Annotated in this window: 11 protein-coding genes; 5 read left to right on the forward strand and 6 right to left on the reverse strand. The window is 71.8% G+C overall.

The features are described 5' to 3' along the window. The first annotated feature begins 14 nt into the window (after positions 1-14). Positions 15-1,427 carry a DUF2637 domain-containing protein gene (locus QC283_RS30710; protein WP_279565000.1) on the forward strand — a complete coding sequence of 471 codons (1,413 nt, stop codon included), beginning with the start codon at positions 15-17 and terminating at the stop codon, positions 1,425-1,427. Between the two features lie 71 nt (positions 1,428-1,498). Here QC283_RS30710 and lysS read toward each other — a convergent pair whose 3' ends face one another. Then, a complete protein-coding gene (lysS, locus tag QC283_RS30715; RefSeq protein ID WP_279565001.1) occupies positions 1,499-3,238 on the reverse strand; it encodes a lysine--tRNA ligase in 1,740 nt (579 codons plus the stop codon). Between the two features lie 190 nt (positions 3,239-3,428). On the opposite strand from lysS, the gene argS reads away from it, so the two are divergent. Next, positions 3,429-5,189 (forward strand): arginine--tRNA ligase, encoded by a 1,761-nt coding sequence (argS, locus tag QC283_RS30720; RefSeq protein WP_279565002.1) that lies wholly within the window; start codon positions 3,429-3,431, stop codon positions 5,187-5,189. A gap of 87 nt (positions 5,190-5,276) precedes the next feature. Here the strand turns inward: argS and QC283_RS30725 are convergent, their stop codons facing one another. Beyond that, entirely contained in the window at positions 5,277-5,720 is a 444-nt protein-coding gene (locus QC283_RS30725; RefSeq protein WP_279565003.1) for a peptidoglycan-binding domain-containing protein, read from the reverse strand. Between the two features lie 308 nt (positions 5,721-6,028). On the opposite strand from QC283_RS30725, the gene QC283_RS30730 reads away from it, so the two are divergent. Both QC283_RS30730 and QC283_RS30735 read left to right on the forward strand, forming a co-directional pair. Next, complete coding sequence (locus tag QC283_RS30730; protein WP_279565004.1) at positions 6,029-6,826, forward strand: peptidoglycan-binding protein; 798 nt, start codon at positions 6,029-6,031, stop codon at positions 6,824-6,826. Next, a complete protein-coding gene (locus QC283_RS30735) occupies positions 6,823-7,674 on the forward strand; it encodes a helix-turn-helix domain-containing protein (RefSeq protein ID WP_279565005.1) in 852 nt (283 codons plus the stop codon). The genes QC283_RS30730 and QC283_RS30735 overlap by 4 nt, the downstream gene beginning before the upstream one ends. On the opposite strand, the gene QC283_RS30740 is transcribed toward QC283_RS30735, so the two are convergent. The 3 genes from QC283_RS30740 to QC283_RS30750 all read right to left on the reverse strand — a co-directional run bounded on the left by QC283_RS30740 (position 7,663) and on the right by QC283_RS30750 (position 11,330). Next, positions 7,663-8,523: an arylamine N-acetyltransferase family protein gene (locus QC283_RS30740; RefSeq protein ID WP_279565006.1), complete on the reverse strand. Its 861-nt coding sequence runs from the start codon at positions 8,521-8,523 to the stop codon at positions 7,663-7,665. The two genes, QC283_RS30735 and QC283_RS30740, sit on opposite strands and share 12 nt — an antisense overlap. Positions 8,524-8,593: 70 nt before the next feature. Further along, positions 8,594-9,844 (reverse strand): aminotransferase-like domain-containing protein, encoded by a 1,251-nt coding sequence (locus QC283_RS30745; RefSeq protein WP_279565007.1) that lies wholly within the window; start codon positions 9,842-9,844, stop codon positions 8,594-8,596. Between the two features lie 115 nt (positions 9,845-9,959). After that, entirely contained in the window at positions 9,960-11,330 is a 1,371-nt protein-coding gene (locus QC283_RS30750) for a helix-turn-helix domain-containing protein (protein ID WP_279565008.1), read from the reverse strand. Positions 11,331-11,540: 210 nt separating this feature from the next. Between QC283_RS30750 and QC283_RS30755 the strand changes: the two genes are divergently transcribed. Further along, positions 11,541-12,272, forward strand: a complete 732-nt coding sequence (locus QC283_RS30755) for a DUF4232 domain-containing protein (protein WP_279565009.1) — start codon at positions 11,541-11,543, stop codon at positions 12,270-12,272. 43 nt (positions 12,273-12,315) lie between these two features. On the opposite strand, the gene hemB is transcribed toward QC283_RS30755, so the two are convergent. Continuing rightward, positions 12,316-13,308, reverse strand: a complete 993-nt coding sequence (gene hemB / locus QC283_RS30760; RefSeq protein WP_279565010.1) for a porphobilinogen synthase — start codon at positions 13,306-13,308, stop codon at positions 12,316-12,318. Positions 13,309-13,410 lie beyond the last annotated feature (102 nt).

Genomic DNA, 13,410 nt, shown 5'->3' on the forward strand with positions numbered 1-13,410 from the left:
GGAGGGGAGTACGGGTGGCCGCGCCACTGGAGCTGACACGGACGCATCGCGTTCTCATCGGCATGGTCGTCTTCGGCGCCGTCATCATCGCCGGGATCGGCTTCGCGGGTTCCTACGCGGCGGTGCGGGAACTGGCCCTGCAGAAGGGCTTCGGGAACTTCAGCTACGTCTTCCCGATCGGCATCGACGCGGGCATCTGCGTGCTGCTGTCCCTGGACCTGCTGCTGACGTGGATCCGCATCCCCTTCCCGCTGCTGCGGCAGACGGCCTGGCTGCTGACGGCGGCGACGATCGCGTTCAACGGCGCGGCGGCGTGGCCCGACCCGCTGGGTGTGGGCATGCACGGGGTGATCCCGATCCTGTTCGTGGTGTCCGTCGAGGCCGCCCGGCACGCGATCGGCCGGATCGCCGACATCACCGCCGACAAGCACATGGAGGGCGTCCGCCTCACCCGCTGGCTGCTCTCGCCGGGGCCGACCTTCCTGCTGTGGCGCCGGATGAAACTGTGGGAGCTGCGCTCCTACGAGCAGGTCATCAAGCTGGAGCAGGAGCGTCTGGTGTACCAGGCCCGGCTGCGTTCCCGCTTCGGCCGCGGCTGGCGCCGCAAGGCCCCCGTCGAGTCCCTGATGCCGCTGCGCCTGGCCCGCTACGGCGTCCCCCTGGCGCAGACCGCCCCGGCCGGCCTCGCCGCGGCGGGCATCGAACCGGCCCTGCTGCCGCCGGCGCCGGAGCCGTCCGGCCCGCAGGAGGCCGGACCGCACGGTTCTGGACCGCGAGGCGCTGCTCCGCAGGCGGCGGCGCCCGCGGCGAGGCAGCGTCCGGAACTGGTCAAGGCGCCCGACACGGGCCGGCGGCCGCCGGAGGCGGACGGGGAGGCGGACGGAGCGTCGGACGGGGAGGCGGGCGGAGAGGCCGGGCCCGAGCAGAGCCCCTGGTTCAACACCCGCCAGATCGACTACCAGGGCGGCTACGACCCCGCCTACGACCCGGCCGAGCAGTACGCCGACTGGTACGAGGAGCAGCGGCGGGCCGACCAGTACCGGGACCAGTACGAGGAGGAGCCCCCGCTCCAGGAACCGTCGCCGGAGGAGACCGGCAACTTCCCGATACCGGTCGTCCCGGGCCGCACCCGCGAGCTGGGGGAGGGCGGCGGCCACCCGGAACCCCATCCGGACGCCCGTCCGGACGCCCATCCGCAAAACCATCCGCAAGCCCGTCCCGAACCCCCGTCCCAGGACCCGGACGAGGACGCCTACTACCAGGTCTTCAAGCAGTCGATCAACGGCAGTTACCCCACGCCCCGCCAGTTCGGCGACAACGTGGAGGCGACGTTCGGCACGCCGCTCGCCGACCCCGAGGCCAAGCGGCTGGTGAGCCGTTTCACCAACCGGCACAGCGCGGAGCTGGAAGAGGAGCACATCGCATAGCGCCCGTACCTACGACGAAGGGGGCGGCCGGTGTTCACCACCGGGCGCCCCCTTCGCCGTACGGGCCGGTCCTACTCCCCGAGCAGGGTCCGCACCCGCTCCTGCCCGACCGCGAGCAGCAGCGTGGGCAGGCGCGGGCCGGTGTCGCGGCCGACGAGCAGGTGGTAGAGCAGCGCGAAGAACGACCGCTGGGCGGTCTTGATCTCCGGCGGCAGTTCCTTGGCCGTGGCGTCGGCGGGGAAGCCGGCCTGGACCTTGGGCACGCCGTAGACGTGGTGGGTGAGACCGTCGAGCGACCAGTGGTCGGCGAGCCCGTCGAGCAGCAGCCGCAGGGACTGCCGGCCCTGCTCGTCGAGGGACTTCAGCAGCTCGGCGTCCGGCTCGTCGCGCACGATGGTGCGCTGGTCGGCGGGGACGTGGGTGTTGATCCACGCCTCGGCCTTGTCGTAGCGCGGCCGGGCCTCCTCCAGGGTCCGCAGCGGGTTGGCAGGGTCGAGCTCGCTGAGGATGCGCAGGGTCTGGTCCTCGTGCCCGGCGGTGATGTCGGCCACGGACGCGAGCGTGCGGTACGGCAGCGGCCTGGGCGTCCTCGGCAGCTCGCCGGCGGCCGTGCGGACGGCGCGCGCGTGGGCGGCGATGTCGGCGGGCAGCGCGCTGCCGTCGGCGACCTTGGCGTCGAGGCGGTCCCACTCGTCGTAGAGCCGCTGGATCTCCTGGTCGAAGGCGATCTTGAAGGCCTGGTTGGGCCGGCGGCGGGCGTACAGCCAGCGCAGCAGCTGCGGCTCCATGATCTCCAGCGCGTCGGCCGGGGTGGGCACCCCACCCTTGGACGAGGACATCTTGGCCATGCCGCTGATGCCGACGAAGGCGTACATCGGGCCGATCGGCTGCTCGCCGCCGAAGATCCCGACGATCTGCCCGCCGACCTGGAACGACGACCCGGGAGAGGAGTGGTCGACGCCGCTGGGCTCGAAGACGACCCCCTCGTACGCCCAGCGCATCGGCCAGTCGACCTTCCAGACCAGCTTGCCGCGGTTGAACTCGCTGAGCCGGACCGTCTCGGAGAAGCCGCACGCGGTGCAGGCGTAGGTGAGCTCGGTCGAGTCGTCGTCGTAGGCGGTGACTGTGGTCAGGTCCTTCTCGCAGTTGCCGCAGTAGGGCTTGTACGGGAAGTACCCGGCGGAGCCGGAGCTGCCGTCGTCCTCGGCGGCGGCGCCGGAGCCCTCGGCGGCCTCCAGCTCGGCCTCGTCGACCGGCTTCTGCGACTTCTTCGCGGGAGCCTTCTTCGTGCGGTACTGGGCGAGGATCGCGTCGATGTCCCGGCGGTGCCTCATGGCGTGCAGGATCTGCTCGCGGTAGACACCGGAGGTGTACTGCGCGGTCTGGCTGATCCCGTCGAACTCCACGCCCATCTCGGCGAGCGAGGCGACCATCGCGGCCTTGAAGTGCTCCGCCCAGTTCGGGTACGGGGAGCCGTCCGGGGCCGGGACGGAGGTCAGCGGCTTGCCGATGTGCTCGGCCCACGTCTCGTCCACCCCTGCGATGCCGGCCGGCACCTTGCGGTAGCGGTCGTAGTCGTCCCAGGAGATCAGGTGCCGGACCTGGTGACCGCGGCGGCGGACCTCGTCGGCGACCAGGTGCGGGGTCATGACCTCGCGCAGGTTGCCCAGGTGGATGGGGCCGGAGGGGGAGAGTCCGGACGCGACGACGACCGGTTTGCCCGGGGCACGACGCTCCGACTCGGCGATGACCTCGTCCGCGAAACGGGAGACCCAGTCGGTGGTCTCTGTGCTCTGAGCCACGATCGGCACGTCCTTCTTTCTGACTCGGGCAGCCGGTACGGTCGCACGGCTGACCGCTCCATTCTCCCAGCCCGGCCCGCATCCGCGAAAACCGCTTTTCACCGCGTGGGATACTCGGTTTCCGTAGCTACTGAAAGCGTCACCCCCGAGCTACTGACAGCCTCACTCCGGAACCCCGAGCAGAACGGCGAACCACTCCATGGCCTCGGTCACGTCCCTCAGCCACTCCGTCCAGCAGCACCTCGCGTCCGCCCTGACGGCCACCCGGCCCGAGGCGGCCGGCGCGGACCCGCTGCTGCGACGAAGCGACCGGGCGGACTACCAGGCCAACGGCATCCTCGCCCTGGCCAAGAAGGCGAAGGCGAACCCGCGCGAGCTGGCGACCGAGGTCGTCTCGCACATCGTCACCGGCGATCTGATCAAGGACGTCGAGGTCTCCGGGCCCGGCTTCCTGAACATCACGATCGGCGACCGGGCGATCACCGAGAACCTCGCCGCGCGGCACGCGGACGGCGAGCGCCTCGGCGTGCCGCTGAAGGAGGATGCGGGCGTCACGGTCATCGACTACGCCCAGCCGAACGTGGCGAAGGAGATGCACGTCGGCCACCTGCGTTCCGCGGTGATCGGCGACGCCCTGCGCGGCATGATCGACTTCACCGGCGAGAAGACGATCGGCCGGCACCACATCGGTGACTGGGGCACCCAGTTCGGCATGCTCATCCAGTACCTGCTGGAGCACCCCGGCGAGCTGGCCCCCGCGGCCGACGTCGACGGCGAGCAGGCCATGAGCAACCTGAACCGCGTGTACAAGGCGTCGCGCGCCGTCTTCGACTCGGACGAGGAGTTCAAGGAGCGGGCCCGCAAGCGGGTCGTCGCCCTCCAGTCCGGTGACAAGGAGACGCTCGAACTGTGGCAGCGGTTCGTGGACGAGTCGAAGGTCTACTTCTACTCCGTCTTCGAGAAGCTCGACATGGAGATCCGCGACGAGGAGATCGTCGGCGAGTCCGCGTACAACGACGGCATGCCCGAGACCGCCCGCCTCCTGGAGGAGATGGGCGTCGCGGTGCGCTCCGAGGGCGCGCTCGTGGTGTTCTTCGACGAGATCCGCGGCAAGGACGACCAGCCGGTCCCGCTGATCGTGCAGAAGGCCGACGGCGGCTTCGGCTACGCGGCGTCCGACCTGACCGCCATCCGGGGCCGCGTCCTCGACCTGCACGCGAACACACTGCTGTACGTCGTCGACGTACGCCAGTCGCTCCACTTCAAGATGGTCTTCGAGACGGCCCGCCGGGCCGGCTGGCTGGGTGACGACGTCACCGCGCACAACATGGGCTACGGCACGGTGCTCGGCGCGGACGGCAAGCCCTTCAAGACGCGTGCGGGCGAGACCGTGCGGCTGGAGGACCTGCTGGACGAGGCGGTGCAGCGGGCCGCGGAGGTCGTACGGGAGAAGGCGCAGGACCTCACCGAGGACGAGATCCGGGAGCGGGCCGCGCAGGTCGGCATCGGCGCCGTGAAGTACGCGGACCTGTCGACGTCGCCGAGCCGCGACTACAAGTTCGACCTGGACCAGATGGTCTCGCTCAACGGCGACACCAGCGTGTACCTCCAGTACGCCTACGCCCGTATCCAGTCCATCCTCCGCAAGGCCGGCGAGGTCCGCCCCGCGGCTCACCCGGAGCTGGACCTGCACGAGGCGGAGCGCGCGCTGGGCCTGCACCTGGACGCGTTCGGAGACACGGTCTTCGAGGCGGCCGCGGAGTACGCCCCGCACAAGCTGGCCGCGTACCTGTACCAGTTGGCGTCCCTCTACACGTCCTTCTACGACAAGTGCCCGGTGATCAAGCCGGCGCCCCCGCGCGAGGTGGCGGAGAACCGCCTGTTCCTGTGCGACCTCACGGCCCGCACGCTGCACCGGGGCATGGCCCTGCTGGGCATCCGTACGCCTGAGCGGCTCTGACGCCTTCACGGCACACGGCACGCGGCCCGTCCTCTCCCCGAAGGAAGGACGGGCCGCGGCGTGTACGCCGGGGTGGCCGGAAGGTGGTCAGCCGTTGGCGAACCGCGCGAACGCGGCCTGGGTCCCCGATCCGGCGATGCCGTCGATGGCGCCGTTGTAGTCCCAGTGCGCCCTGAGCAGACGCTGCAGCGCCTTCACCGTGTTGGGCCCGACGACTCCGTCGATGGCGTCGTTGTAGCCCCAGTACTTGGCCAGGCAGCGCTGGAACGCCTTCCAGCTGTTGGTGCCGAGGTACCCGTCGATCGAGCCGTTGTAGTTCCAGTGCTCCGCCAGCCAGCGCTGGACGTTCCTGGCCTCGGCCCGGCTCAGTCCCAGGTTGACCACCGCGAGCGGCGCGACCGCCTCCGCGCTCGCCGCCTGCTGCTGGGTCTGGGCGGGAGCCGCCATGGCCGTGCTCGCGGTGGCCAGCCCGCCGGCGGCGATGCCGACGGCGGTGGTGACACTGACGAGTGCCTTCGTGAGTGCTCGCATGCTGTTCCCCTCCATTGACGTGCGATGAGCGGAGCCAACCGCGCGGGCCGACTCCGCAACGAGACTGCGGGGTCGACTCGGTGCACGGCCACAGTTGGCGCAGAAGTGGCATCCTCCCGGGACGTCCCACTCGCTGACCTGCTGGGACGCCACTCGCCGAGGCGCCCTGGCGGGACGACCACGAGCGGGGGTGGCCTGTTCTGTGCAGGGGTGCGGTCGCCGTTCCGAGGGGGCGGTGACGGCTGATGCAAAATGGAGCCGAGTCACACGGGACCGGACCAGCGGTCCCTGACGCGAGTGGGGGAATCATGTCGCGTTGGAAACAGCTGCCCTCCGAACTCCATCCTCACGTCCACCAGTTGATCGTGCGCTTACGCGGACTGAAGGACCGCAGTGGACTGAGCGTCCGCCAACTGGCCGCGAAGACCGGCTACAGCGCGAGGTCGTGGCAACGTTATCTGAACGGCAGGTCACTGCCGCCCCGGGAGGCCGTGGAGGCGGCGGCCCGCATGGGCGGTGACGATCCGTCCCGCCTCCTGGTGCTGCACGAGATCGCCGCCGACCGCTGGGCGGAGGGACGCGTGGTCACCGCCGACGTCCCGGAGAACGCCCCGTCGGCATCACCACCCGCGCCCACGGAGCGGCAGCCGTACGGGCGTTACCCGCGCGTCCTGGTCCCGGCCGGAGCGGTGGCCCTGGTGCTGTCCGTCTCCACGGCGGTCCTGCTGGCCGTACGGCTCGCCGAAGCCCGCGCCGAGCTCGCGGACGTCGGCGCCGGTACGGTCGGGGCGGCCCCGGCCACCGTGTCGGAGTCCCTGGTACCGGTCGTCTACACCTGCCGGCTGGAGCGGCGTGACGGCCGCTGGTACGCGGGCCTCAGCCGCACCACGGACACCATCCTGGCGTACACCCATATGGGGCCCGAAGTGGCCGAGGCGCAGTGCCTGTTGCGCCGGGCGGGCATCCCGCCCGGGGACATCGACGGCATCTTCGGCCCGAAGACGCAGCGCGCCGTGGAGCGCGTCCAGACGCGGAACGGGCTGGTCGTGGACGGTGTCATCGGCCCGCACACCTGGAAGGTCCTACGGCAGGCGGCACCCGAGTGACCACAGAACCCGCCCGGCTGGCCGCGGCGCTGCGGGAACTGAGGGCCCGTACGGGCCTGAGCCTGGCGGCGCTGGCGGAGCGCACGGCGTACAGCAAGTCCTCCTGGGAGCGCTATCTCAACGGCAAGGTCCTGCCCCCTCGTCAGGCCGTACGGGAACTGTGCCGGGTCGCGGACGAACCGGACGGCCGGCTGCTGGCTCTGTGGGAGATCGCCGAGTCGGAGTGGAGCGGACGCGCGACGGTCCTCGCCCCTGCCACCGAGAAGACGCGGGAACCGCCGTCGACCCCCGGGGCCGAGCGGCCGCACCGCCGCGGGGCCGGTCTCGTGGTGGTGCTGGCGTCGGTGTGCGCCCTGCTCGTCGGCGGTGTGATGCTGGTGCTCAACCTTCTGCTGCCCGGCAGGGACACCGCGGGGGACGAACCGCTGCCGGCCGCCGCCGCCCCCTACTCCCTCGCCCCGCAATGCCACGGAGCCGCCTGCGAGGGCCGGGACCCGATGCGCATGATCTGCGGTATCGGCCCCGGCACCCTCACCACGTACCGCACCGCCACCGGCGCCCATGTGGAACTGCGCCACAGCGAGAAGTGCGGCGCGAGCTGGGCCAGGGTCTGGGGGGCCCGGATCGGCGACCGGGTGGAGGTCACGGTGGACGGCCCGACCCGCGACGTACGCATCACGGACCGGACCGGCGCGGAGTCCTACGTCTACACCGGGATGACCGTGGCCCACCCCGGCAGCACGGTCCGCGCCTGCTTCCTGCCCGCGTCGGCGGACGGCGAACGGGAGTGCTTCGAGGCCCGCGTGGGACAGTCCGCCGGCACGGTCCCGCCGCCCTCACCCCAGTAGCGACAGGCCCTCGGGGACGTCGATGCCAAAGTCCCCCGCGAGCAGGCGCCGGACCTCGTCCCCGTCCGTCAGCTTCCGCTCGGTGACCGTGCCGTCGGCGCGGGTCTCGGTGAAGCGGTCGCCGTCGAGCAGCACATGCCCGTCCGGCGTGAGGAACTGGACGTACGGGCGCCGGGAGAAGGGGGAGCGCGGGTTCGTGGCGACGTGCCAGTTGATCACCTCGTAGTCGGACTGTTCGAACGGCTCCAGGGTGAAGGCGTACTGCGCCGCCCAGGAGCCCTCCGAAGGATCCTCGCGGCCCTCGTACGCCTCCAGCACCCACATCTCCAGCGGCCCGGGGTGCGGCGCGTGCACCAGCCGGTGCCGGCGTCCGGCGCCCCGGAACTCGGTGTCCGCGAGCAGCGGTACCGGCTCCAGCAGGCAGCCGATGGCACCGAAGCCGACGTCGGCCAGGTACGGCCGCGGGTCGCCGGGCGCCTCGACCAGGAGGGCCATGTGGGTGCGGGGCCGGTCCTCGAACCGCTCGGCGCCGATGACGACCCGCGCGGCCAGCCGGGTCACCCGGAAACCGAGCGCCTCCAGGGCCGCCGCGAACAGGGTGTTGTGCTCGTAGCAGTAGCCGCCGCGGCGGCGGCCGTGGACCAGTTTGGCCATCAGGTCGGCGAGTTCGAGGGAGGGGGCGCCGCCGCCGAGGGCGTCGAGGTTCTCGAACGGGACGGCCCTCTGATGGGCGAGGTGTACGCCCCGCAGTGCGGCCGCGTCGGGCCGCCGCTCCCCCGCCCAGCCGATCCGGTCGAGGTACGCGTCGAGGTCGAAGGAATCCGTCGTCGTCCGTGCGCTGTCAGACATGACCTCACGGTACGTGCGGGTACGGCGGCCCCGCCTCGGCTCATGGACCTAGGACCAGGAGGAGGAGGGCCTACGCCTCCCGCAGCGCCTCCCCCGGCCCCTCGCTCAGTCCCTCGCTCAGTCCCGCCCCCAGCCTGCGCAGCCCTTCCGCGATCTCGTCCGGCGTCTGCGTGACGAAGCACAGCCGCAGGGTGGCGCGGTCGGGCTCACCGGCGTGGAAGGGGGCGCCGGGGACGTACGCCACGTCGTGCCGGACCACCCCGGGGAGCAGGGCGGTGCTGTCGTACCCCTGGGGCAGGCGCGCCCACAGGAACATGCCGCCCTCGGGGCGCGTCCACACCGACCCCGCCGGCAGCGCGTCCGGCAGGCCCGCGAGCATGGCGTCCCGGCGTGTGCCGTAGACCGCGGCGACGCGCGCGACGTGGGCGTCCAGGTCCCGGTCGGCCAGATAGCGGGCGGCGGCGAGCTGGTTGACGGTCGGGGTGTGCAGGTCGGCGGCCTGCTTGGCGACCGCGCAGGCCCGGCGCAGAGCCGCGGGCGCCCGCAGCCAGCCCAGGCGCAGGCCGGGCGCCATGACCTTGGAGAAGGAGCCCAGCAGCACGGTCCGGTCCCGGGCGCCGTCGTACGACGCGATCCACGGCACCCGCTCGCCCTCGAAGCGCAGCTCGCCGTACGGGTCGTCCTCGACGATCCACAGCCCGCACCGCCCGGCGACCTCGGCGACGGCGGCCCGGCGGGCGGCGGGCAGGGTGCGCCCGGTGGGGTTCTGGAAGGTGGGGACGGTGTAGAGCAGCTTGGGGCGCTCGCGCAGCACCAGCTCCTCCAGCGCCTCGGGGTCGATCCCGTCCTCGTCACCGGGCACGGCGACGACGCGGGCGCCCGCGAAGCCGAAGGCCTGGAGCGCGGCCAGGTAGCAGGGGCTCTCGACGAGGACCGTGTCGCCGGGTTCGAGCAGGGCGGTGGCGAGGAGCGACAGGGCCTGCTGCGAGCCGGTGGTGACGAGGAGGTCGTCCGGGCCGGTCTCCAGTCCGCGCGCCGAGGTGCGGGCGGCGAGCGCGGCCCGCAGGGTGGGCTCGCCCTCGGTGGTGGAGTACTGGAGCGCCCGCGCGGGCATCTCGGCGAGGACGTCCCGGTACGCGGCGGCGATGCCCTCCGCGTCGAACAGCTCGGGGGCCGGCAGCCCGCCCGCGAAGTTGATCACCTCGGGGCGGGCGGTGACGGCGAGGATGTCCCGTACCGGCGAACCGCCGATCGACCGGGCCCGCGCGGCCAGCGATGGCGGGGAGACGACGGGGGCGGGCGCTTGCTCAGTCACGGTCATGCCCGCACCTTAGAGAAATACGTGCCGCCTACAAGGGACTTTCCGTAATCCGGACACCTGCGCGGCCGTCAGCCAACAGCCGTCAGGCCTTGACGCCCCGTCTCCCCGCCTCGGCTCACTCGCCCGGGAAGTACTCCCAGACGCCTTCGGCGCCCAGCATCTGCCCGTAGTAGGAGCTGCCCTTGGAGGCGCTGGTGCGGAACGGCTTGCCGTGGTCGTCGACCCGCATGATGCCCTTCCGGCCGCCACTGGACCACTCCAGTTCCAGGTACCAGGTGACGTCGTGGTCGCTGGTGTGCGCGTTGACGTAGAAGAGCTCGGGGTCGGACTCGGTGACCGTGTACGGGAAGGGCTTCTGTCCGGCGATCGGCATCGCGAGGGGGTTGCCCATGTCCAGCGAGACGTCGAAGGACTTGGTGCTCGCGTCGCCGCCGCAGCCGATGCCCATGGCGTACTCGTTCCAGTCCAGCGGTTCCTTGCTGTCCACCACACGGACGTGCAGGTTCTCCAGGACCACGGTCTCCGGACCGGTGCCCTGCACGGTGAACACGGTCATCTGCCGGTCGGCGGCGACCGCGCCGAAGGCGGTGACCCAGCCGACCACGTCCGACTGGGTGGGCGGGTTCAGCACGTTCTGCGGACTGCGGTCCACCAGGAAGGACTGCTCGCAGGGGACGTCCCAGAAGTACGGGGTGGTCGTCACGGTGAGCGCGGGGCCACTGTTCCCCGGTGCTCGACCACTCGGCGTGGCCGTGCTCCGGCGCGTCGCGGACGGGGAGGGGACGGAGGACGCGGACGTGGACGGGGACGGGGAGGCGGATGACGGGGACGGAGAGGCACTCGCGCTGGGAGACGCCGACCGGGTGCCGCTCCCGGTCACCGACACGGAGGTTCCGGTGGCGGCTCCGGCCGGACCGTGCTTCTCCCCTCCGTCGCCGATGCCGGGCAGGAGACTGACGGCGAGAGCGACGGCGACGACGCCGGTGGCGGCGTAGAGGGCGGCGCGCGGTACCCGGCGACGTCGTTCGACGGGGGCTGAGGGCGCGTCAGGCGCGAGCGCTGCGTCGGGTGCGGACGTCACGTCAGGTGGGGGCGGTGCGTCTTCCTCCGCGACGGGCACCTCGGGCACCTCGGCGGCCTCGGGCACGACGGCTTCCGCCGTCTCCCCCTTGTCCGTCCCGCTCTTTTCCGTCTCCGCCGCCTCCGCCGTCTCCGCCGCCTCCCGCGTCTCCTCCGGCCTCTTCACCCCGCGCAGAGCGTCGGCACGGATCCAGCGGCGGTGGAGTTCGAGCAGCTCCTCGGGGGTCGCCCGGCACGCCCGGGCGAGGCGTTCGACGGGCGCGAACTCGACGGGTACGACCTCCCCGCTGACGTACCGGTGGAGTGTGGACGCACTCATGTGCAATCGCTTGCCCAGTGTCCCGTAGCTGAGTCCGGATCGCTCCTTCAGCTCCCGCAGCAGTCCCGCGAAGTCGTCCCCCGCCACCGTTTCTCCCTCTTCCCGTATCCCCGTACAGCGTCCCAGCAGGACACCGTTCCCGCAGGTCAGAGCCGATCCCAGCGTCCCAGTATCCCGCATGTCCAGGCACCCCTGGCGACTGGGACGGCTCTGGACCCAAGCTGTGGTCATCCAAGCAGCCGCCCCCGGCGAACCGCCGAGCGGCTTACCTCAACTCCACCCGAAGGGGCTTACCTCATGTCCGTACGCACCACTCGCACCCGCCTGTTCGCCGCCACCACGGTCGCGCTGGCCGCGCTCGCTCTGACGGCCTGCGAGGGCGACGAAGGAACGGACACGGGCGCCGCCGCCTCCTCCGCCCCGGCCTCCTCCGCCCCGGCCGGTGAACAGGCCAAGCCGTCCACCGGCGGAAGCGACTCGGACGGCGACAAGGGAACCGACGGCGCGAACGGCTCCACCGGCTCCAACGGCTCGGACAAGTCGGGTGGCGGCTCGTCGGGCTCCGCGTCGTCGGGCTCCGGCTCGAACGCCGGCTCGAGCACCGGTGACCAGGACGACGCGGAGAAGCCGGGCAACTGCTCCGCGTCCGACGTGAAGATCACCGCGACGAAGGTGTCCCGCCCGATCAACCACCTGCTGCTGACCGCCACCGGCACCGGCTCGAAGACGTGCATGCTGCCGCCGTACCCGGTGGCGCGCTTCGGTGAGGCCCAGTCCGTGCCGCCGGTCATCGAGGAGTCCCAGCCGCATGCGGTGGCCGGAGTCGGACCCGGTGAGACCGCCTACGCCGGGGTGCGGCTGACGATGGCCGACGGCAGCGGCGGTGAGCCCATCAGCGTGGGCACCCTCACCATCCCCTTCGACGACGACTCCGTCGCCAAGGTCGCCCTGCCCTCCGGGGTGCACGTCGACAGCAAGCTGGCGGTGACCTACTGGCAGACCGGCATCGACCACGCCCTCGAGTACTGAAGGCATCCACGCCCCCACTGCACGAAGGGCCGGCCGAGGATGCTCAGCGCAGCGTGCGAGCGACCTCGGTGGCCCAGTAGGTCAGGATGTTGCGCGCGCCGGCCCGCTTGATGCCGGTGAGCGCCTCCAGGATGGCCCGGTCCCGGTCGATCCAGCCCTTCTCGGCGGCTGCCTCGATCATCGAGTACTCGCCGGAGATCTGGTAGGCGGCGACGGGCACGTCCACGGCCTCGGCGACCTTGGCCAGGATGTCGAGGTAGGGACCGGCCGGCTTGACCATGACCATGTCGGCGCCCTCCGCCAGATCCAGGGCCAGCTCCCGCATGGACTCCCGTACGTTGGCGGCGTCCTGCTGGTAGGTCTTCCGGTCCCCCTTGAGCGAGGACCCGACGGCCTCGCGGAAGGGCCCGTAGAAGGCGGACGCGTACTTGGCGGTGTAGGCGAGGACGGCGACGTCCTCCCGCCCGATCTGGTCGAGCGCGTCACGGACGACGCCGATCTGCCCGTCCATCATCCCGCTGGGACCGACCACATGGGCGCCCGCGTCGGCCTGGACCTGCGCCATCTCGGCGTACCGCTCCAGGGTGGCGTCGTTGTCGACGCGCCCCTCGTCGTCCAGCACACCGCAGTGCCCGTGGTCCGTGAACTCGTCGAGGCACAGGTCGGACATGACGAGCAGGTCGTCCCCGACCTCGGCCCGCACGTCGCGCAGGGCGACCTGGAGGATCCCGTCGGGGTCGGTACCGACCGTCCCGAGCGCGTCCTTCTTCTCCTCCTCCGGCACGCCGAACAGCATGATCCCGGAGATCCCGGCCTCGACCGCCTCCGCGGCGGCCTTCTTCAGCGAGTCCCGGGTGTGCTGCACGACCCCGGGCATCGCCGCGATCGGCACCGGCTCGCGCACGCCCTCGCGCACGAAGGCGGGGAGGATGAAGTCCGCGGGGTGGAGCCGGGTCTCGGCGACCATCCGACGCATCACGGGGGTGGTCCGCAGCCGCCGGGGCCGGGTGCCGGGGAAGGATCCGTACGTCGTCATACCACCTACGCTACGCCCGCCCCGCCGGTGCCTTTGCCGACGCGGAGTCGGCCCGGGCCGCGCTTGACCTCAAGTCCGGTCGAGCTCCTCCGGTCGCTTTCG

The sequence above is a fragment of the Streptomyces sp. DH41 genome (genome assembly GCF_029813785.1).
Lineage (GTDB): Bacteria > Actinomycetota > Actinomycetes > Streptomycetales > Streptomycetaceae > Streptomyces.

Bases quoted from the DNA above. Each gene is read 5' to 3' on its own strand.
- argS (WP_279565002.1), top strand. From the start codon at position 3,429: ATGGCCTCGGTCACGTCCCTCAGCCACTCCGTCCAGCAGCACCTCGCG.
- QC283_RS30725 (WP_279565003.1), bottom strand. From the start codon at position 5,720: ATGCGAGCACTCACGAAGGCACTCGTCAGTGTCACCACCGCCGTCGGC.
- QC283_RS30730 (WP_279565004.1), top strand. From the start codon at position 6,029: ATGTCGCGTTGGAAACAGCTGCCCTCCGAACTCCATCCTCACGTCCAC.
- QC283_RS30740 (WP_279565006.1), bottom strand. From the start codon at position 8,523: ATGTCTGACAGCGCACGGACGACGACGGATTCCTTCGACCTCGACGCG.
- QC283_RS30745 (WP_279565007.1), bottom strand. From the start codon at position 9,844: ATGACCGTGACTGAGCAAGCGCCCGCCCCCGTCGTCTCCCCGCCATCG.
- QC283_RS30755 (WP_279565009.1), top strand. From the start codon at position 11,541: ATGTCCGTACGCACCACTCGCACCCGCCTGTTCGCCGCCACCACGGTC.
- hemB (WP_279565010.1), bottom strand. From the start codon at position 13,308: ATGACGACGTACGGATCCTTCCCCGGCACCCGGCCCCGGCGGCTGCGG.